The 20321-nt window shown below is 44.9% G+C and carries 21 protein-coding genes and 1 tRNA gene; 14 read left to right on the forward strand and 8 right to left on the reverse strand.

Features of this window, described 5'->3' with window-relative positions:
• Window positions 1–13: 13 nt before the first annotated feature.
• Window positions 14–469 (reverse strand): hypothetical protein, encoded by a 456-nt coding sequence (locus LRS05_RS10555; RefSeq protein ID WP_257868296.1) that lies wholly within the window; start codon window positions 467–469, stop codon window positions 14–16.
• Between the two features lie 81 nt (window positions 470–550).
• Entirely contained in the window at window positions 551–1825 is a 1275-nt protein-coding gene (locus LRS05_RS10560; protein ID WP_257868297.1) for a Glu/Leu/Phe/Val dehydrogenase, read from the reverse strand.
• Window positions 1826–2138: 313 nt separating this feature from the next.
• On the opposite strand from LRS05_RS10560, the gene LRS05_RS10565 reads away from it, so the two are divergent.
• The 5 genes from LRS05_RS10565 (at window position 2139) to LRS05_RS10585 (ending at window position 7439) form a co-directional block, all read left to right on the forward strand.
• Window positions 2139–2930, forward strand: a complete 792-nt coding sequence (locus LRS05_RS10565; protein WP_257868298.1) for a sulfite exporter TauE/SafE family protein — start codon at window positions 2139–2141, stop codon at window positions 2928–2930.
• A 24-nt stretch (window positions 2931–2954) separates the two neighbouring features.
• Complete coding sequence (locus LRS05_RS10570; protein WP_257868299.1) at window positions 2955–4361, forward strand: rhodanese-like domain-containing protein; 1407 nt, start codon at window positions 2955–2957, stop codon at window positions 4359–4361.
• A 73-nt stretch (window positions 4362–4434) separates the two neighbouring features.
• Window positions 4435–5604: a TlpA disulfide reductase family protein gene (locus LRS05_RS10575; RefSeq protein WP_257868300.1), complete on the forward strand. Its 1170-nt coding sequence runs from the start codon at window positions 4435–4437 to the stop codon at window positions 5602–5604.
• A 150-nt stretch (window positions 5605–5754) separates the two neighbouring features.
• Window positions 5755–5835 (forward strand) — tRNA-Tyr (locus LRS05_RS10580).
• Between the two features lie 293 nt (window positions 5836–6128).
• Entirely contained in the window at window positions 6129–7439 is a 1311-nt protein-coding gene (locus tag LRS05_RS10585; protein WP_257868301.1) for a site-specific integrase, read from the forward strand.
• Between the two features lie 19 nt (window positions 7440–7458).
• Here LRS05_RS10585 and LRS05_RS10590 read toward each other — a convergent pair whose 3' ends face one another.
• From LRS05_RS10590 to LRS05_RS10605, 4 genes are read right to left on the reverse strand one after another with little or no spacing between them, the layout of a single operon-like run.
• A complete protein-coding gene (locus LRS05_RS10590) occupies window positions 7459–7752 on the reverse strand; it encodes a hypothetical protein (RefSeq protein ID WP_257868302.1) in 294 nt (97 codons plus the stop codon).
• Entirely contained in the window at window positions 7739–8026 is a 288-nt protein-coding gene (locus tag LRS05_RS10595; protein WP_257868303.1) for a helix-turn-helix domain-containing protein, read from the reverse strand. Before LRS05_RS10595 ends, LRS05_RS10590 begins: the two co-directional genes overlap by 14 nt.
• 27 nt (window positions 8027–8053) lie before the next feature.
• Window positions 8054–8329, reverse strand: coding sequence for a hypothetical protein (locus LRS05_RS10600; protein ID WP_257868304.1), 276 nt, complete (start codon window positions 8327–8329; stop codon window positions 8054–8056).
• Between the two features lie 3 nt (window positions 8330–8332).
• A complete protein-coding gene (locus LRS05_RS10605) occupies window positions 8333–8773 on the reverse strand; it encodes a hypothetical protein (protein WP_257868305.1) in 441 nt (146 codons plus the stop codon).
• A 7-nt stretch (window positions 8774–8780) separates the two neighbouring features.
• On the opposite strand from LRS05_RS10605, the gene LRS05_RS10610 reads away from it, so the two are divergent.
• Window positions 8781–9626 (forward strand): TraM recognition domain-containing protein, encoded by an 846-nt coding sequence (locus LRS05_RS10610; protein WP_257868306.1) that lies wholly within the window; start codon window positions 8781–8783, stop codon window positions 9624–9626.
• Between the two features lie 18 nt (window positions 9627–9644).
• Window positions 9645–10646: a YhcG family protein gene (locus LRS05_RS10615; protein ID WP_257868307.1), complete on the forward strand. Its 1002-nt coding sequence runs from the start codon at window positions 9645–9647 to the stop codon at window positions 10644–10646.
• A 63-nt stretch (window positions 10647–10709) separates the two neighbouring features.
• On the opposite strand, the gene LRS05_RS10620 is transcribed toward LRS05_RS10615, so the two are convergent.
• Window positions 10710–10952: a hypothetical protein gene (locus tag LRS05_RS10620; RefSeq protein ID WP_257868308.1), complete on the reverse strand. Its 243-nt coding sequence runs from the start codon at window positions 10950–10952 to the stop codon at window positions 10710–10712.
• Between the two features lie 13 nt (window positions 10953–10965).
• Window positions 10966–11730, reverse strand: coding sequence for a LexA family transcriptional regulator (locus tag LRS05_RS10625; protein WP_257868309.1), 765 nt, complete (start codon window positions 11728–11730; stop codon window positions 10966–10968).
• Window positions 11731–11817: 87 nt separating this feature from the next.
• On the opposite strand from LRS05_RS10625, the gene dinB reads away from it, so the two are divergent.
• From dinB to LRS05_RS17650, 7 genes are all read left to right on the forward strand, one after another.
• Window positions 11818–12975 carry a DNA polymerase IV gene (dinB, locus tag LRS05_RS10630; protein ID WP_257868310.1) on the forward strand — a complete coding sequence of 386 codons (1158 nt, stop codon included), beginning with the start codon at window positions 11818–11820 and terminating at the stop codon, window positions 12973–12975.
• A 1-nt stretch (window position 12976) separates the two neighbouring features.
• Window positions 12977–16042: a DNA polymerase III subunit alpha gene (locus tag LRS05_RS10635; protein WP_257868311.1), complete on the forward strand. Its 3066-nt coding sequence runs from the start codon at window positions 12977–12979 to the stop codon at window positions 16040–16042.
• Window positions 16043–16052: 10 nt separating this feature from the next.
• On the forward strand, window positions 16053–16691 hold the full coding sequence (locus LRS05_RS10640) for an alpha-ketoglutarate-dependent dioxygenase AlkB (RefSeq protein WP_257868312.1): 639 nt from the start codon (window positions 16053–16055) through the stop codon (window positions 16689–16691).
• A 28-nt stretch (window positions 16692–16719) separates the two neighbouring features.
• Complete coding sequence (locus LRS05_RS10645; RefSeq protein WP_257868313.1) at window positions 16720–16941, forward strand: hypothetical protein; 222 nt, start codon at window positions 16720–16722, stop codon at window positions 16939–16941.
• A gap of 101 nt (window positions 16942–17042) precedes the next feature.
• Window positions 17043–17270, forward strand: a complete 228-nt coding sequence (locus LRS05_RS10650; RefSeq protein ID WP_257868314.1) for a hypothetical protein — start codon at window positions 17043–17045, stop codon at window positions 17268–17270.
• A gap of 245 nt (window positions 17271–17515) precedes the next feature.
• Window positions 17516–20026, forward strand: coding sequence for a UvrD-helicase domain-containing protein (locus LRS05_RS10655; RefSeq protein ID WP_257868315.1), 2511 nt, complete (start codon window positions 17516–17518; stop codon window positions 20024–20026).
• Window positions 20027–20071: 45 nt separating this feature from the next.
• The gene (locus LRS05_RS17650; RefSeq protein WP_374707770.1) at window positions 20072–20284 is read left to right on the forward strand and encodes an AAA family ATPase; all 213 of its coding nucleotides are present in this window, start codon (window positions 20072–20074) and stop codon (window positions 20282–20284) included.
• The last annotated feature ends 37 nt before the right edge of the window (window positions 20285–20321 follow it).

Here is a 20321-nt window from a genome sequence, read left to right on the forward strand (position 1 = left end):
CTCACAATCTTTATCACTCTCCCCTCCCCGCTGCTTCAAAAGCTGCACGGTCAATTTTGGGTGAATAATCTTTAGTGCCGTCTACCAAATTACGGATGAGCACAAATGTACCAATACCTGCCATGGCTGCGCCAACAGCTGCATCACCGCGATTGCATTGGTTATCGTAATAGTTCCAGATTGGGTCGGGCAATGCATTGGGAATATTCTGAGTGCCGTTGCTATAAAATCGGTCATCTGAGCTTACATATATTTCACGGCTTTTAAAAGCCATGGTATCAAACGTATATTGCTCACGCCCGAAAATCTTAAAGTAATTTGTTGAATAATAGGACAGGTTCGCCGAAGGTAATGATACTTGTACAGAAAAAGAATTTTCTTTCAGCGCAGTTGATAAATTTGGGCTTATATCTTGCGCAAATCCACAAACCCCTGTAAACATCAAAAAGGTATAGAGTACATTTTTCATAAGTGGCTGATTTGATGGTTACTCAAATATAATAAAAAAGGCGCTCGTAATGAGCGCCTTTAAAAATAACTTATATATCCATTAAGGGAAAATACCCCTTTGTTTGTAAGCCAGTTCTATGCGTGTAAGGGCTACAATGTAAGCGGCAGTCCTCCAGTCAGTCTTGTACTGTACCGAAGCGCTTATAACTTTGCTGAAAGCTTCTTCAAGCTTTTTACGAAGCTTGATAATCACATCATCCATGTTCCATATCTCACCGTTACGGTTCTGAAGCCATTCGAAGTAGCTGCCAATAACACCGCCAGAGTTACAAAGAATATCAGGGATTATATCAATGCCGTTCTTAAGCAGTATTGTTTCACCTTCAGTATCGGTAGGGCCATTGGCGCCTTCAGCTATAACCTGTGCTTTTATGGTAGCAGCATTTTCCTCAGTAATCTGGTTGCCAAGTGCAGCAGGTATCACGATATCACAGTCAATCCCGAAGAACTCTTCAGAAGCATAGTCCTGAGAGTTTTTGAAACCTGTGATAGTAGCATTATCAGCCTGGAAACGAAGCAATGCTTCAGGGTCTATACCTTCAGGGTTATAGATAGTTCCAGTAGCATCTTGTACGCCTACCAGTATAGCGCCATTCTTGTTCATAAAGTGTGCCGCCCAATAGCCTACGTTACCAAAGCCCTGCACTATATAGCGTTTGCCTTCAAGGCTTGTGCCGCGAAGTTTAGCCCATGCCTCAAGTGTAACCACAACGCCAAAGCCCGTGGCACGGTCACGCCCTTCAAGCCCGCCGCTGCCTACCGGCTTACCGGTAACAACATGCTGGTTTTTAGAACGTTCAGACGGAGATTTTGTCGACATATACGTATCGGCAATCCATGCCATCATCTGTGCATTTGTATTCACGTCCGGGGCAGGGATATCATGCTCAGGGCCGATGTTGTCTCCAAGAGCAAAAGTGAAGCGGCGTGTTATACGCTCCAGCTCACCCTGCGAGTATTTTTTAGGGTCAATTTGTATACCGCCTTTACCACCGCCATAAGGCAGCCCTGCAAGCGATGTTTTCCATGTCATCCAGGTAGCCAGTGCGCGTGCAGCATCAATGTCTACAGTTGGGTGGTAGCGCAGGCCGCCTTTGTACGGGCCAAGCGCGTTATTATGCTGTACGCGGTAGCCGGTAAACACTTCTACCTGGCCATTGTCCATCTTCACCGGGAAGTGTACAACAATTTCATTATTAGTAATTGAAAGAATTTTTTTAACGCTTTCATCAAGGCCCATAACGTAAGCAGCTTTCTCAAACTGGTTTTTTACGTTTTCATACATGCCCAGGCGGGGCTTTGTCGCTGTTGCCATTGCTATTTAATTTACAACCTGTTATTTAATATTAAGCGCTCATTTAAAAAAAGCGTACAAATATATGTTGTTGCCGTTAAATGCTGAAACCTTTTCATTAATAATTTCTTAGAAATTTCAAGTTAAAATAACCTATACGGCAAAATAAGAACATCAAAAGGCATACCGAATTGCATATGTGATAATTTTAATAAATCAACATCTATGTAATCATCTAATAGTCAGTCTTATAAATTGTGGTGTAACTAAAACGTTTTTTCTTGCAAAATTCTCTGTTGCTAAATATATTATCTTAGTGGCAAAACTATCAGATTTGGAAGCAGTTTTAGGCTATATAGGCGCATTTATAATCGGACTAATTCTCGGGCTCATGGGCGGCGGCGGCTCTATACTTACCGTGCCCCTGCTTGTTTACGCATTGGGTGTATCACCTGTTATTGCAACCGCCTACTCACTATTTATTGTAGGAACAACATCTGCTTTTGGCGCTGCGCAGAATTATTATAAAGACAATTTAGCTGTAAAAACAGGCCTGATGATTGCTTTGCCATCATTTATTGCAGTATATCTTACACGAAGATACATTGTTCCTGCCCTTCCCGAAATATTGACCTATGTTGGCAGTGAACCTGTGTACCGCGACCCGTTTATCATGGTGCTTTTTGCCCTGATAATGACAGGTGCTGCAATATCACTTATTTTTAAGAAAAGTGATGAATCTGCATCTGTAAAAAAATTAAGCTACATTTATGTATTGCCTTTAGTCATACTTATTGGTGCAATAATGGGGCTCGTAGGCTCCGGCGGAGGCTTTATGTTTATACCCATGCTTGTTTTCTTTGGTGGATTGCCTATGAAAAAAGCTGTCGGCACCTCGTTGTTGATAATAGCTCTAAATTCACTTACAGGCTTTATTGGCGATTTGCAGAACATTAGTATCAACTGGTCTTTTCTCCTGTCCTTTTCTGTGGTCTCAGTTTTTGGTATATTTGCAGGAAGCTACCTGCACAGGTACATCAATGAAAACCAGCTCAAGCGTGGTTTTGGTTGGTTTATACTGCTAATGGCAGCCTTTATACTGGCAAAAGAATTTATAGGGTTTTAACCCAACTCACAAAACAAAAACATTATGAAAATAGAACAAATATATACCGGATGTATAGCACAGGCCGCTTATTACCTTGAAAGCAATGGCGAGGCCGCAATCTTTGATCCTTTACGTGAGGTTCAGCCTTATATTGACAAAGCTGCCAAAGACGGTGCAGAAATTAAATATATTTTTGAAACTCATTTTCATGCCGATTTTGTCTCGGGACATTTAGACCTTTCACAAAAAACGGGTGCGCAAATTGTTTACGGCCCAACGGCAAAGCCGGGTTTCAGCGCGCATATTGCCACAGACGGCGAAGAATTCAAAGTCGGGAAGTATACTGTAAGGGCTATCCACACCCCGGGGCACACAATGGAAAGCACCTGTTACCTGCTGATTGATGAAAATAATAATATACACGGAATTATAACCGGCGATACATTGTTTATAGGCGATGTAGGAAGGCCTGACCTCGCGCAGGGACTTACCCTAGAACTGACACAGGAAGTGCTTGCAGGCCATTTATATGATTCGCTGCGTAATAAAATAATGCCGTTGCCGGATGATATTACAGTATATCCAAGCCACGGCGCAGGCAGTGCTTGCGGCAAAAACATGAGCAAAGAAACGACTGATACATTGGGTAACCAGAAAAAAGTGAATTATGCCCTGCGTGCAGACATGACTAAAGAAGAATTCACCAAAGAACTTCTTGACGGCCTCGGCGCTCCCCCGGCCTATTTTCCTCAAAACGTGATGCTGAACATAAACGGTTACCAAAGCCTTGATAAAATTATTGAGCGCGGCAGCAGGGCACTTTCTCCTGAGGAATTTAAACAAAAAGCAGGTGACACAGAAGCTATAATTCTTGATGTTCGCCATGAAGATGATTTTTGTGAAGCACACATACCTGGTTCAATATTTATAGGCCTGAACGGAAATTTTGCCCCATGGGTTGGTGCACTTATCATGGATGTTAACCAGCCATTACTGCTTGTAACCCCTGAAGGTAAAGAACAGGAGGCCATAACCCGCCTGGCCCGCGTTGGGTTTGATAATACATTGGGGTATCTTAAAGGTGGAATTTCAGCCTGGAAAAATGCAGGTTTTGAGACTGACAGCCTTGCAAGCATATCGCCGGAAGAATTTGAATCAGCCATAGCCAATGAGGAGCATACAATAATTGATTCACGCAAGCCCGGGGAGTTTTCCGGCGGGCATATACTTGAAGCTGTGAATATTCCGCTTGATAATGTAAATGAAAGATTAAATGAAATACCTGACAGGCATTTCTATATTCATTGTGCAGGCGGCTATAGAAGTGTGATTATGGCCAGCATACTTAAGGGCCGCGGAATACATAACATGACTAACGTACAAAAAGGTTTTGCGGGTATTAAAAACACCAATATACCAACAACGCTTAACAGTGCTGCCTGCAGCTAATTATTTCAATCGCAAAATATCTTAATGAAGTAATTTTAGATACATTTGCACCATAACAAATACAGAAAAATAAATGAAAAAGTACATTTTATTTTTTGCTGTAGCAGGCATGATAGTATCATGTAACAAGCTGGCAGAAAATGAGTTTGAAATTACAGGGAAAATTGACAAGTCACTTGACGGTAAAAATGTAATTCTGGAAAAACAAGGCGGAATGATGGGCTTTGTACCTGTTGATACCGCAAAGGTTGAAAATGGTAAATTTACTTTTAAAGGTACAGTAACCGACCCCTCTCTACACGTTTTAAATGTTGACGGTATGGTTGGCAAAACAGAGATTATTCTTGAAAACGGCGAGATAGAACTTGATGTTGACAAAGATTCAATCTTCAAGACAAAGCGTAGCGGTACATTCAACAATGATAAGCTTGATGAGTACTACACCAGCATAAACAAGATGCGCCGTGAAATGATGGACTTCCAGAAGAAGAACAAAGATGCAATGATGAAGGCTTATCAGTCTCAGGATACTGTTGCTATGAATAAACTTAACAAGAAGTATCAGGAACTTTCTAAAAGAATGCAGGATAATGCGATTGATTTTGTTGAAAAAAATCCTAAGGCATATATAAGTGTGCTGCTTATAACACAGATGGTTAGCATGCAGACAAAACCGATAACTGAACTTAAGAAATACTACGATAAGCTTGATGCTGACCTGAAGAAAACCAAAGAAGGCAAAGAGCTTGCTGAAATGATTAAAAACAATGGTATGCCTGCACCTATGGCACCACAATCTCCGGAGGGCAAAGCGGCTGCACAGCCGGGAAAGCAGGCAGCGGGGTTTAGTGCGCCAAACCCCGACGGAAAAACTGTTTCACTTAAAGAAAGCCTTGGTAAAGTAACCATTGTAGACTTTTGGGCATCATGGTGCGGCCCATGCCGTAAAGAGAATCCAAGTGTGTTGGCGCTTTATAACCGTTACCACAGCAAAGGCCTTAATATCATAGGCGTTTCGCTTGATGATAATAAAGAAAGCTGGAAAAAAGCCATTGCTGCAGATAAGCTTGAATGGACACATGTAAGCAATCTTAAAAAATGGGACGAGCCTATTGCCAAGCTATATCGTGTTGAAAGTATACCTGCCACATTTATACTTGATGCAAAAGGTAACATAGTTGCTGAAAACCTTCGTGGATCTGACCTTGAAGCTAAAATTAAAGCACTGATTGAGGCCAAATAATTTCTTTAAATATTTATATTGAAGGCTGCCATTGAGCAGCCTTTATTCTTAAACAGCTTCACTCCCAGCCTATTAAAAAATACTTATTAAAATACCTTACAATATCTTTGTTTTACCTGAAAAACAATATATATTTGCAACCGCTTATGAGGGGAGATACTCAAGCGGCCAACGAGGACGGACTGTAAATCCGTTGGGAAACCTTCGCAGGTTCGAATCCTGCTCTCCCCACGAAATGGGTTAAAATACGGAAAAACAAGCTTTTCCAAATTTTTCAAAAACCCTCAAAAAAACGTGTAAAACCTGCAAATTCAAGGATTTGCAGGTTTTTTTTATTTCCTGCACTCTACCAGATTTTTCAAAAGGCAGCAAAAGTTTTGTGGCAAAATCGTGGCACATTTGCCCGACAAAAAAAAGTGCCACAGAATTGCATGTAAAACCCTGTATATCAACCAGTAAAACAGGTTAACGACTTGATTTTGAGACGCTGTATTTCTACATTTATTAATCTAAAAAGTTGAATTATGTTAGAGAACAGTTTTGGGTTGTCCTTCTTTCTGAAGACACCCCGCAATGCAAGCAATGTCAGGAACATCTACCTTAGGATAACCGTTGACGGCATTCCACGGGAAACTTCTACCAAAAGGAAGTGGGATGTCAACCGGTGGGATCAGAATTCCGAAAGGGCTGTAGGAAACAAAGAGGATGCAAGGGCATTGAACTTTTTCTTGGACTCCCTGCTGATGAAAGTAAATGAATGCAAGACAGAGCTTTTTTACAGCGGCAAACCGGTCACCTCTGAAAAGATTATGGATTATATCTTGGGGAGGATTACGCCCCGTGTAAAAGTCCTCGAAGAGTTCGAATCCCACAACCGGGAGATGGCTGCACTTATCGGAAAGGGGTACGCCGAAGGTACGCTCGACAGGTTTAGCATTACCATTAACCACCTAAGGGAATTCCTGCGCATTAAATTCAATCGCGTGGATATGGAATTCGCGGACCTTGATTTGCAGTTTATAAAGGATTTTGAATTCTATCTGAGGTCGGTAAGGAATTGCAGCAACAACACCACGCTAAAATACCTGGCCAATTTCAAAAAAATTGTGCTTCGTGCAATTGACAAGGAAATAATACTGAAGGATCCGTTTAAGAATTTCAAGGGCCGTAAGACAAAAATGATTAAGAAGCCTCTATCAAGCCAGGAGCTATACGCGTTGGAGAATCATTACTTTACTACAGACAGGCTTGACGTGGTAAGGGATGTTTTCGTATTCCAATGCTATACTGGCCTCGCTTACATTGATGTTTACCAGCTAAAGAAGACAGAAATAAAAGAGGGTATTGACGGCAAACCATGGATCATTTCTGCCAGGCAGAAGACCGGCTCAGAAACGAATGTCCCCTTATTGCCTCAGGCGCTAAAGATAATTGAGAAGTATAAGGATAACGCGCTATGCCGCCAGCGCGGTACTGTACTACCCGTTTCGTCAAACCAAAAAATGAACGAATACCTTAAGGAAATAGCCAACCTGTGCGGTTTTCCCTTTACCCTGAATACGCACATGGCAAGGCGCACCTTCGGTAGCACTGTCACGCTCGCGAACAATGTGCCCATCCATGTAGTAAAGGAAATGCTGGGCCATGCATCTGTGAAACAGACGGAAGCTTATGCTATTACTGAACAAGCTTCTATAGGAAGGGAAATGGCATTGCTTGACAAAAAGCTTAATAAAAATGATAACAAGATGTCTAAGGCTGATATTGCCATATTGGGCAAGCTGGAAAAGGAAATCCGTATGATAAAGGAAAAGTATAATATCCACACTGTATGACCTCACAAAAAAAGCAACCTTATTTACAAGGTTGCTTTTTTAAATCCAGTTCGCTCCGGACTCCCGGGTGATACGAGGGCCGGTACACAATGTAGCCCAATTGTTGCAGGCTTTTAAAGTATTTGTGGTATGTAGGCAGCGTAGTGATGTGGGCAAGGCGCATAATCCTGCTCCGGCTGACTTTTACAGCTTCCGCCCTGCCCTGCTTCAGTGCGAGGAACAGTATTGCCGTTAACAGGCAAAGGTGCCACGCGGTAAGCCTGTTGTCTTTTTCAATCGTTGCGATGAAGCGCAGAAGTTCATTGGTTGTCATGGTCAGGATTTTCATCAAATAAACGCATAAGGTCCTCTTTACTGTAGTAGTAGGAACCCAACACCTTCTTGAAACGTACTTTGCCCGTTATCCTCAAATTTTGCAACGTTCCAGCCGATATATCAAGCAGTTTCCTGACTGCCCTGCTTTTCAGCCATTCCGGATCGGCCTTTTCCTTCCTTTCCCCCTTAGCGCCTTCGATGATCTTGCGGACGGTGCCGATCAGTAACGCGCCGAATTGCTGGAGGTCTTCTTTTGTGATTCCGTTCTCCATAGTCTGATTCTTTTATGCTTGCAGTGCTTAGTCATTAAAATGTATGGTGCTGGCCCTATTCTTCTTTTTCGAAGGTTTGTAGTTCAGGTACCCATAGTCGCTCAGGTCGTGCATGCAGCGGCTGTAGGTTCTGAGCGCTGATATCCTGGCAATCTTCATGATTTCATAGCTGAATGCCCTGATGGGATTAGAGCATCCCCTGTCAGCACTGTATTGTACCAAAGCGGCAAATATCCCGATGTGGGTTGTGCTGATGCGATGGTCGTCCTGGCTTCGGCCAAGAAAGGCTGACAAGGGATTCATAGGCTACATCTTTTGCGTTTTGCGGCGCTGCTTCTTTTCCTGCTGCTCACCCGGTATGTCTTCTTCACCAGCGGACTGCTTCGCTTTTGTATCCTGCTTTTTGGAGATGTCAGTTTTTTGACCCTGCTCCTGCTCCTTCGCCTGGCGCGTGTCAAGTCGCTTTTGGTTGGCATCGTAAAGGGTAAGCGTCTTGAATTGCGGGGTTGCCTCGATGTATTGTTTCACTTCCTGGCCATCCTTTACAAAAGTCGCGGACTGTCGGTTGCCTTTTTTAAGGGAATTGATTAGGTCGTCTTTGTGGGAGTCGTTGCCCAACTCCTTGATGGGATGCTTTGACAGCACGGCTTCGATATCATACCCGTAATTCTCATGGTAATGCTTCTGGCGGAAATTCCCATTGGCATCAGCATCCTTAAAGTCCAGCTCGACCCCGGCATACCTCAACGATGTAATGGAACAATTGGAAGGGCAGATCGCCTCTGCCAAGATTGCCCTGGCCAGGCTGTCCTCTCCCCAACTCTACTATGTGCTTTCAGGGAATGATTTTACCCTGGACATCAATAACCCTGATTACCCCAAGATCGTCTGCATGGGCAATAACCCGCAGAAGATACAGATATACGGAGCGGTGCTGTCACTCTATGTCACCCGGCTTGTAAAACAGGTGAACATGAAAGGAAAATTAAAGAGCAGCCTTGTCTTCGATGAGTTCCCTACCATCTACCTCAACAATATGGACAGCCTTATCGCCACCGCACGCAGCAATAAGGTCGCAACATGCCTGGGCATACAGGATTTCAGCCAGCTCCGTAAGGATTATGGGCGGGAACAGGCCGATGTGATCATGAATATCACGGGGAACATCATAGCGGGCCAGGTAACCGGCGATACGGCCAAGCAGCTCTCGGAACGCTTCGGGAAAATCATGCAGGACAGGGAAAGCCTTTCCATCAATAGCAACGATACTTCCATCAGCCGCTCAAAGCAATTGGATGCGGCTATCCCGCCCTCTAAAATTGCAGCACTAAGCTCAGGGGAATTCGTGGGTATGGTTGCCGATGACCCCTTATGCAAGATTGACCTGAAGGCTTTCCATTGCGAAATACTCAATGACCATGAAGCTATAAAAAAAGAAGAGGAAACGTATCAGGAGATCATGCCGGTAAGGAAAATAGATAACCTGATGGTGCAGCGGAATTATGAGCAGGTAAAACAGGATGTGCAGGAAATAATACAGTCGGAAATGGAGCGGCTTCTTGCCGACCCGGCGCTGGCGCATCTTGTGGTCAGGAAATAAGAACTAATAATGGAAATTATGATACAACAACAATTCGAGGAAGTTGCCGGGCTCATAAAAGCTGCCCGCAGCAATGCGCTTAAAGCCATAAACAGGGAAATGATTGACCTGTACTGGAATATTGGCCGGTATATCAGCGAACGTATAGAAAGCGCTGAATGGGGGCAGTCTGTAGTGGAGGACCTGGCCGGCTGGCTACAGTCCAAACAGCCGGAGCTCAAGGGGTTCTCCGGTTCAAACCTGTGGAGGATGCGGCAGTTTTATACCGCATACAGGGATTTTCCAATTCTCGCACCACTGGTGCGGGAAATTAGCTGGACCCATAACCTTGCCATATTTTCACGGTGCAAGGCTCCTGAAGAACGTGAGTTTTATATCCGCCTTTCCAAAGAGGAACGCTATAGCAAGAGGGAACTGGAAAGGCAGATATCAGCAGGGCTTTTTGAAAGGACAATGCTTGGGAATGCAAAACTCGCACCGGTGGTGCGGGAATTTCATCCCGAGGTGGCGAACGCTTTTCGGGACAGCTATATTTTCGATTTCCTGAATCTGCAGGAGCCCTATGATGAAAGCGATTTGCAGCAGGGGCTGGTCAGCCAGATGAGGAACTTTATCCTGGAATTAGGAAAAGACTTCCTGTTTTTCGGGGAGCAATACAAACTGCAGGTCGGCAGCAGCGATTTCTATATCGACCTGCTCTTTTACCACCGTAGCCTGCAATGCCTGGTAGCCTTTGAACTGAAGGCCGATAAGTTCCGCCCGGAGCACATCGGGCAGCTGAATTTTTATCTTGAGGCCCTGGACAGGGATGTAAAAAAGGCGCATGAAAATCCCAGCATCGGAATATTGCTCTGCAAGGATAAGGATAATGAGGTTGTGGAATATTCCCTTAGCCGCAGCCTTTCCCCTACCATGGTTGCCGAATACAGGACCAGGCTGCCGGACAAGCGCATGCTCCGGGATAAGCTGCACGATATCTTCAGCCAGATTGATGAAGGGGATAAAAATGAAAAGAAGTAGGTACATCCTACTTCTTTTTTGCTCTTAAGTTCTTCTTCCCTATACGTGGCTTTTAGTACGCCTTCAGCTAAGCACTGATACTACACCCTCAAGCCGTGCCTCATCCCGGTAGGCTGCTATGAGGCTCAGGGCCTCGGCATGCGATTCAGCTAAAAAAGTGTTGATGTAATGCTCCTCCCCTTCGTCACTGATATGGATGATATCGGTAAACCCCTGTCCAATGAGGGCACCCTTCAGGCGGATGACCTGCTTTTCCTGTTCCCTTGTAAGTTCCTTTTTGATCTTAAGGCGTATCGTTTTTTCCATTTTGGCTGGTATGCTAATTTTTATCTTTCAATTGTACTATCTCATTACGGAGTCCCTGAAGTAGGCTCCTGATATCCTCCTTAGAGATATCTTCCCTTTCAAAGTCTTCCGTTTCGATGCTCCCGGCGTATTTCCATATCTCCAAAACCTCTGAGAGATGGATGGTATAGGGCTGGTAAAAAGGGTTGTCTGACTCCAGGGTGAGCAAATTGCCCTCACTTTTGCCAACCCTCTTATACACTATCCCTTCGTCGCTGGTCAAAAGCACATATGTTTTACCTTCCTTAATGTCACTCCTGTCTTCCAGGTATTTCCCGATGATATAGGAACTGTCCCTGTGCGGGGGCATGGAATCCCCATCGATGGGCAATGCCCTGAATTTACCGCTTCCCAGAAACGGCAGTGAGATATGGGGCAGCTTTTCAATGAATCCCGGGTCACTATAGCCTGTAAGGTAGCCCGCCTTTGCTTTGTGCGGTACGATCTCTATGATATTCTCCCCGTTTTTGTCTACAGCGATAGGAAGCAGGATCCTGTTATCGTCAAGCTTCAGCAGGTTGTCCAAATCTATCTTCCTGATGTCAGTGGTCAAAAGAAGGTCTATGCTCATATGGTAATACTGCGACAGCTTGACCAGTATCTCAAAAGGGGGCTGTGACTTCCCTTCTTCATATTTTGCAAGCCTGTCACGTGTAATAGAAAGACTCTCAGCCACGATTGACTGGGAAACCTCTTTTTTCATCCTGAGATGCCTGATGTTGTCAGAGAATAGAGACATATGCGTTTTGGGATTATTTATCGCAACAAATATAATAAGTTTTGGTAATATCTGTCCTAATTTTGTTCAGTACAAAAATGAAGGATTATGGAACGCTCGATTGTACATATGGATTTAGACACGTTTTTTGTGTCCTGCGTGAGGCTGCAAAACTCGGCCCTTGAGGGCATTCCGCTTATCGTTGGGGGCGGTGACCGGGGCGTTGTGGCGTCCTGCTCGTATGAGGCCCGAAGGTTCGGCGTTCACTCGGCCATGCCTATTAAGATGGCGCTGAGGCTCTGCCCTGAAGCCAAAATAGTAAAGGGGGACATGGAATTATTTTCCCGCTATTCCAATACCGTATCGCAGATCATCGAGGAGAATGCGCCTGTAATGGAAAACGCCTCCATTGATGAATTCTATCTGGATATAACCGGGATGGACAAATTTCATGGTTCCTATAAATGGACCAATGAGCTCGTGGCGAAAGTCACCAAAGAGACGGGGCTTCCTTTAAGCTTTGCGCTGTCGGTAAATAAGACAGTCTCCAAGATTGCCACAGGCGAAGGCAAGCCCAAAGGAAACCTTGAGATACCCAAGCCCCTTGTGCAGCAGTTCCTGAACCCGCTTTCCATACGCAAGATACCGATGGTGGGCGATGCAACCTTCAAGCTGCTCTCGCGCATGAGCATCCGCAATATCCAGACCCTTTCAGAGATACCCGCTGAAGCCTTACAGGAAATGCTGGGTAAGAACGGCTTGGAATTATGGAAGAAAGCCAATGGTATTGACAACACCCCTGTCGAGCCGTATCGTGAGCGCAAGTCGCTATCCACAGAAGATACCTTCCACCAGGACACTACTGACATCCTGTTCCTGCGGGCAGTATTGTGCGGTATGGTGGAAAAGCTTGCCTACCAGCTCCGCAGCGAAGGCTGGCTGACTTCAAATATTACGGTGAAGATCAGGTATTCCAATTTCGATACCGAAACGCGGCAGGTCACCCTGCCCTATACAGCGGCGGACCATACCCTTACCCGCGCGGTGCTCGAGGCTTTCGAAAAGCTTTACCAACGCCGTATGAGCCTGCGCCTTGTTGGCGTGCGCTTCGGCAGGCTCGTGCGCGGGTCCTACCAGATCAATATTTTTGAGGATACACAGGAGATGATGTCCCTGTACCAGGCAATGGACAGGATAAAGAACCGCTTCGGCAGTACAGCTGTGATGCGCTGCAGCGGTGCTTTTTTAAAACCTAAAGTGATATAATATGTACCTGAATTGCCATTCTTTCCACAGCCTCCGTTATGGCACAATACCGGTCGATGAGCTTGTACTGCTCGGCAAAGCCTGTGGTGTCCGGGCTATGGCGCTCACCGACATCAATACGGTTACAGGTATTTATGAGTTTTACAAAGCCTGCAATGGATCCGGAATTAAGCCTTTGGTGGGCATGGAATTCCGTGAGGGCCAAAAAATGCTGTTCGTAGCCCTTGCCCTTAACCGCAAGGGGCTTGGCGAGATCAACCGGCTGCGTACAAAGCATAACCTAGAAAGCACTCCTGTTCCTGCACTGGCACCGGGTTTTGAAAATGTTGCGGTCATATATCCTATGGAAAATGCACCGTCTTCATTAAGGCCAAATGAATACATCGGCATCAGGCCTGATGACCTTTCCCTGCTGATACGCCCGCAATGGAAAACAAGGCTTGATCGTATGGTTGCCCTGCAGCCCGTTACCGTCCAGACAAAGACTGAGCATAACCTGCACAGGATACTCCGTGCCATAGACCTCAACACGCTGGGAAGCAAACTCAGTCAGGACGACTACTGTGCTGCAGGTGAGATGATGGTGCCTATAGAAGTATTGACAGGTAAATACAGCCAATACTCCCAGATTCTACACAATACCGCTACGCTGATTGATCAATGCAGTTTTGACTATGAGTTCGGGGTGCCCCGAAACAAAAAACACTATACCGCCGGGAGGGAAACGGACCTTGAGCTCCTTACCGGCTTAGCGCACCAGGGGCTGGCCAAAAGGTATGGAAGTGATAATGCTGCCGCGGCAGCGCGTGTAGAAAAAGAACTGAAAGTGATCCACCAGCTGGAATTCAGCGGCTATTTCCTTATCACTTGGGACATCATCCGCTACAGTAACTCCATGGGGTTCATGCACATCGGGCGCGGCAGCGGCGCAAACAGCATCATTGCCTATTGCCTTGGCATCACCGACATCTGCCCCCTTGAGCTTGACCTGTATTTTGAGCGGTTTTTAAACCTTAATCGCAAAAGCCCTCCTGATTTTGATATTGACTGGTCCTGGAAAGAACGGGACGTGATACTGGATTATATCTTTAAGCGCTATGGTGCGGACCATGTAGCATTCTGCGGCACCAATGTTGAATTCAAGTACAAATCCATATTACGTGAGGTGGGCAAGGTCTTCGGGCTGCCAAAAGAAGAGCTGGATGCCCTATCCGGCACTCCTATGGACCGGCATGACAAGAATGAAGTGGTGCAGTTGGTGCACCGCTACGGGATGATGCTGGAGAAATACCCGAACCAGCGCTCGATGCATTCCTGCGGTATCCTGATTTCTGAAGACCCGATTACGGATTTTACAGCCCTGGAGATGCCCCCTAAAGGATTCCCTATCGTTCAGTTTGATATGCATGTGGCGGAAGATATCGGGTTTGACAAATTTGATATCCTTTCGCAAAGGGGTATCGGGCATATTGATGAGTCTGTTAAGATCATAAAGAAGAATCGTGGTATTGATGTCAATATCAGGGATACTTCCATCTCAAAAGATGAGGCTTCCTGTAACGAATACTTAGGGCAGGGCAAAACCATCGGTTGCTTCTACATTGAGAGCCCTGCGATGCGCGGCCTCCTGCGGCGGCTCAAATGCAATAATTACAAGATTTTGGTGGCAGCCTCGTCAATCATCCGCCCCGGGGTCGCCCAAAGCGGCATGATGAAAGAATACATTTTCCGCCATAACTATCCGGATAAGTTTGAATATTTTCATCCTGTTTTTGAAGAGCAGCTGGGCGAAACTTATGGCATCATGGTATACCAGGAAGACGTGATCAAGATTGCACTGCATTACGGCGGGGTTGCCGCAGCCGACGGGGATATCCTTCGACGTGCCATGAGCGGCAAAGGGCGTTCAAAGGCAGCCTTGCAGAAAGTGAAGGATAACTTTTTTGCATCCTGTGCTGCCAAAGGGCACCCCGAACAGCTGAGCGCGGAAATTTACAGGCAGATCGAATCCTTTGCCGGCTATTCCTTCTGCAAGGCCCACTCGGCTTCTTATGCTGTAGAAAGCTATCAGAGCCTTTACCTGAAAGTACATTACCCTGTTGAATTCATGGTGGCGGTCATCAACAACCAGGGAGGCTTCTACCGCACGGAAGTATATGTACACGAAGCGCGCATGTCCGGTGCTGCCATCCATAATCCCTGCATCAACAAGAGCGAGGTGGAAACTACCCTATATGGCAAAGATATTTACCTGGGATTTATGCACCTTCAGGGATTACAGGGTGAAGTCGCCCATAAGATAGTACAGGAGCGGAATGAAAATGGCAGTTACACTTCCCTCGAGGATTTTATCAACCGTGTGCCGATTGGCATTGAAGGCCTTCAGCTGTTGATTTACATCGGCGCATTGCGTAGCACAGGCAAGGCAAAGAATGAGCTGCTGATTACGGCAAGGCGCATTATGATTAATTTTAAGCCTGAAAACCGCCAACCCCAGCTCATCTCCCAGCCGGCACGTGAGTTCAGGCTGCCCGAGCTTAAGCGCTCGCCGTTTGAGGATGCTTTTGATGAGATTGAGCTGTTGGGTTTTCCCGTATCGGTAACACCGTTTAACCTTCTGAAAACATCCTATCGTGGGGATGTGATGGCATGTGATTTGGTTAATCACCATAAAAAGCAGGTAAGGATGCTTGCTTACCTGGTCTCACGCAAGCATGTCCCAACCAAGATGGGCGCTATGTATTTCGGGACTTGGATCGATGCCAAAGGGGATTTTTTTGACACGGCACATTTTACAGGAAGCCTGAAAGAATATCCTTTTAAGGGAGGCGGTTGCTATCTTCTCTTAGGTACTGTCGAGGTGGATTACCACTTCCCCACCATCACCATATCCAAAATGGAAAAAATGCCCTTTATGCCCGATCCGCGCTACAGGGAGACTGATGCCGAGAGTTCCCGGACACAGGAGAAGCTGCGCGAGGATGTATCGATGACCCAACGGGCACCCTACCCACAGGAGCAGGAAATCAACCTTCCGAGGCATAAGATGAAAACAGTGATTAATTAAAGTGACCGCTATGATTTTATTTGACCAGACTGATATATTTACAACAGGGACGGCTGGCAGGAAAATATTTGACCTGCCGGACCTGGAACTCATGCAATATGATGGATTTATCCCAAAAGCGCATGCTGACAGCTATTATACTATACTGCTCAGCAATACCCCCTGGCAGGAATACCAGATGCCGATGTATGACAAAATGGTTACGGCTCCCCGGATGATCGCATGGTATGGCGAGCAGGAAGAAGCCGGCGAAACTGCCTTGCCATGGACACCTGAGCTGTTGGAACTTCGGGATCAGGTCCAGCAGGAAACAGGGCTTAGGTTCAATGCAGTGCTGCTGAACCTGTATCGTAACGGCAATGATAGTGTCGCCTGGCATTCGGATAGGGAGCATAAGATCGGCAAAAATCCTAACATAGCCTCAGTGACATTTGGCCAGACCAGGCCTTTCAGGTTCCGGCACAAGAACAACAAAGAGGTTGGGCAATTAGAGATCCCGCTGCATCACGGGACTTTATTGCTGATGTCAGGCACGACCAATACTTTTTGGGAGCATCATATCCCTAAGTCGGCAAAAAACATGCTGCCAAGGATTAATTTAACTTTCAGGCAGGTAAGAAACAATGGAAATTCGAACGGCCTGAAATAGGAATGCTTATATTTGGGTATCTAAAATATTGGGATTAAAAGTAGGTTTTGCTCTTTTATCACATTGGGCCTTCGGGGTGGCGTTCTCTGGCGTGTTAATTCACTCCCTGTTAGAAATGATTGTTGAACACATAAAACGAAGAATTATGGAAAAAGGACTGAACACAAAACGTGGAATTTTAACTTTAATCAAAAAAATCTTAGGTGGGGCCCTTTCGGGAAGCACGCTGTGGAGCGCCACCCCAAGATAGCTGAGTGTGATGGAGATAAAAGCATGCTTACTTCCCGATTTGAGGGCCCGGGGGTTCGATTCCCCCGCTTCCTGCCTCGCTACTGAACAATTTGAGCAATATTGATTGATTTTACTATGAATCCTGAAGAGGTTAAAAGATATTTTGAAAAGAACCCTCCCCCGCAGGAAGTTGCCTGGAAACCATGGGTAAGGATTACCGATACGCAGAAATTTCTGAACAGCTGCTATGTAACTATTGGCGGGTTTAAAGGAAATATTGAGGCCTGCCCTTCATGGTGGCACCTTAAAGAGTTTTATCAGGATATGCTGGAAAAATCCAGGCAATAATCTACCGTGATGTAATTACCGTTCCACAGCTATCTGAAATGAACAATCACAACCGCAGGATAAGATTAACATTACTGCCCTATTGGTCGCGTTTCTCAAACCTTAAATAGCTTATTGCGAAACTGTTCTAGCCCATACCAGGGATAAATAATCCGGGCTGCATTTGGTTAATTATTCCAATTTTACTTTCTTGCTGTGAAATTTACCTTACCAGTACGATGTCCACAAAGCGTAACAATAGTTTTTTGTCTGTAATATATATTATACTGTTGTGTCTGTCATTTTTTGGCATTTGGCTACTATACAAAAAATATATACTCCAAAAAAAACAAAGACAACTCCTAATATCCTATAAGGAAAAAATCAGCGAGGCTAATCACTATGGTAACAACCTTTTGGGCTTTCAAAAATATTTTGCCCGGTGGGATGAGCAACAGTATGCCCAAAAATTCAAAGACTTGCGTAAAGTAATCAAGCCGGGGTACGAAAATTTAGGATTAGATGAACAATATATAGCAGCCATTGAAAAATTCACCTGCACTTTCGATGAAATTAGTGAAATTCGAAAGGCATACAATGACGAGTTTGTAATAAAGGACAAAAAAGCATATCAACATTTGTTTGACAGCCTCGAAGAATATCCTCTATCAGCAGATCAGATAGAGGCTGTCATCCGTGACGAAGACAATAACCTTGTGTTAGCTGGCGCTGGTACCGGTAAGACAACAACCATATCAGCAAAAGTAGCTTACATCCTTGAAAAGAAACTGGCCTCACCCCAGGAGCTCCTGATCATCTCCTTTACCAATAATGCCGTGGAGGAAATGCGCGAAAGATGTAGGAAGTTTTGCAAGCATATCCCAGGGGCTGAAGATCTTGACGTAAGGACATTCAACAGTTTTGGATACCTGGTCAACCGACAATGTTCAAAACAGGAACTTCACCTTGCTTTTGGAGGTAAAGAGGACGCCGCAAAAGCATTCCTACAGGAAAATTTTGATAAACTATTTCTCGAAGATGCAGATTTTCAGCGAAAGGCCACCAACTTTATCGCCTTTTTTAACAGACCGGATCGTGATGAATTCAAATTTGAAACAAAAGACGATTTCATAAAGCACGAGCAAAGCTTCAAAAATGAGACACTTGATGGAAAGAAAGTCAATAGTAAAGAGGAAATGGAGATCGGAAATTTCTTTTGTTTATTCGGAATCAACTATGAATATGAGAAGCATTATCCATTAGAACCTGATGATCGTAACGCTGATTACAGCAGTTATCATCCGGATTTTTTCCTGACCGATTACAATATTTGGCACGAGCACTTTGGTGTGGACCGTGAAGGCAATGTACCCAATTGGTTTAAAACCAAGTCTCCATACCCCACGGCTAAGGAGTATTATCAGGCAGGAATGAACTGGAAGAGGGGCATCCATGCCAAATACGGAACATCCCTCATCGAATCGTACTCCTTTGAAAATGCGGAAGGCAGCCTAATCTCCAATTTAAAGCAAAAATTAGTGCAGCACGGAGTGATTCTTGAACCCCGAAAACCGGAAGATATTCTGCCCTTGATAAAGAAATCGGCATATTATGAGGACTTCATAAACCTTTTCTATACTTTCCTCGGGCTAATGAAGTCAAACGCGAAAGCACCAGATGACATTATCGCTAAAAGCCGTGACCGCAGGCTAAAAATATTTATGGATGTGTTCAAGCCGGTTTACCATCATTACGAAACGCAGTTACGTAACCGATCACATGTAGATTTCAACGATATGATTAATCATGCAGCGGACTATATAGCCACTGGGAATTACAGTAAGCCTTATAAGTACATTCTGGTTGACGAGTTTCAGGATATGTCCCTTGGAAGGTACGAACTTTTAAAAAGCTTAAAAAAGCAAAATCCCGGACTCAAACTATATGCCGTTGGTGATGACTGGCAGTCCATTTTTCGTTTTACTGGCAGCGATATTTCCATCATTACCGAGTTCGAGAAACATTTTGGATTTACCAGTACAACGGCTATATTTCGTACGTACCGCTTCAACGATGAGATTTTAGAGCTTTCCAGCAGCTTCATCCAGAAAAATCCATCGCAAATACGCAAAACCCTGATTTCGGAACGTGAGGCGGAAGAAAAGAGTTTTGCTTTCATCGGGTCGGAAATTACTGGTAACCGCGACGCTCACCAGGAAGCAAAAGAGCTGGCCATACGCTCCGTACTTCAGGAAATCAGCACTTTAAAAAAAGATGCAAAGGTTTTTCTGATTGGGCGCTACCATCATAACATACCGGCGGGATTCAAAGCACTGGTAAAAGACTATCAAGCGCTAAAAATTGAATATTACACGAGCCATGGTGTTAAGGGGATGACTTGTGACTACGCTGTCGTACTGGATGTAAATTCCGGCATTCTCGGCTTCCCTTCAGAAATGGCCGATGATCCATTATTGGGCTTTTTGCTCCATGAGGGGGACAGCTTCGAAAATGCAGAGGAACGCCGAGTATTTTATGTAGCGATCACCCGTGCCAGGCATAAGAATTTCCTCTTATACAATGTGCTTAACCCCAGCAAATTTCTTATTGAGATTATGGGGGAAACGGATGCCCCAGGCTCAATGGCAGGCAAATGCCCGGACTGTTCAGGCCAACTGGTCGAACGTAAAGGCCCCTATAGCGCATTTATAGGATGCTCAAATTATCCCCAATGCGATTTTAGGACGAGGAGTACAATTGCAACCAACAATGCTTAACCTGTAGCCGCACACTGTTCAGCGGCTGCATTACCATATTTTATTATGAAACCAATCGATATTATCGGATTAAAGAACTTCAGGATTTTTGATTTCACAACCGGCTTTTTAGGCGAATTATCATCAATTAATATTTTGACCGGCGCCAATAATTCCGGAAAGAGCTCTATTATAAAAGCCTTGCAAATGCTCAAAAACAGCAGCAAACAAAATCAATTTCCATTACAGCTGGATTTAAATCAGCAGGAACACTTTTAGGCGATTTCAATAATGTCCTGTTTGATAACAAATATCG

The sequence above is a fragment of the Flavobacterium sp. J372 genome (assembly GCF_024699965.1).
GTDB lineage: Bacteria > Bacteroidota > Bacteroidia > Flavobacteriales > Flavobacteriaceae > Flavobacterium.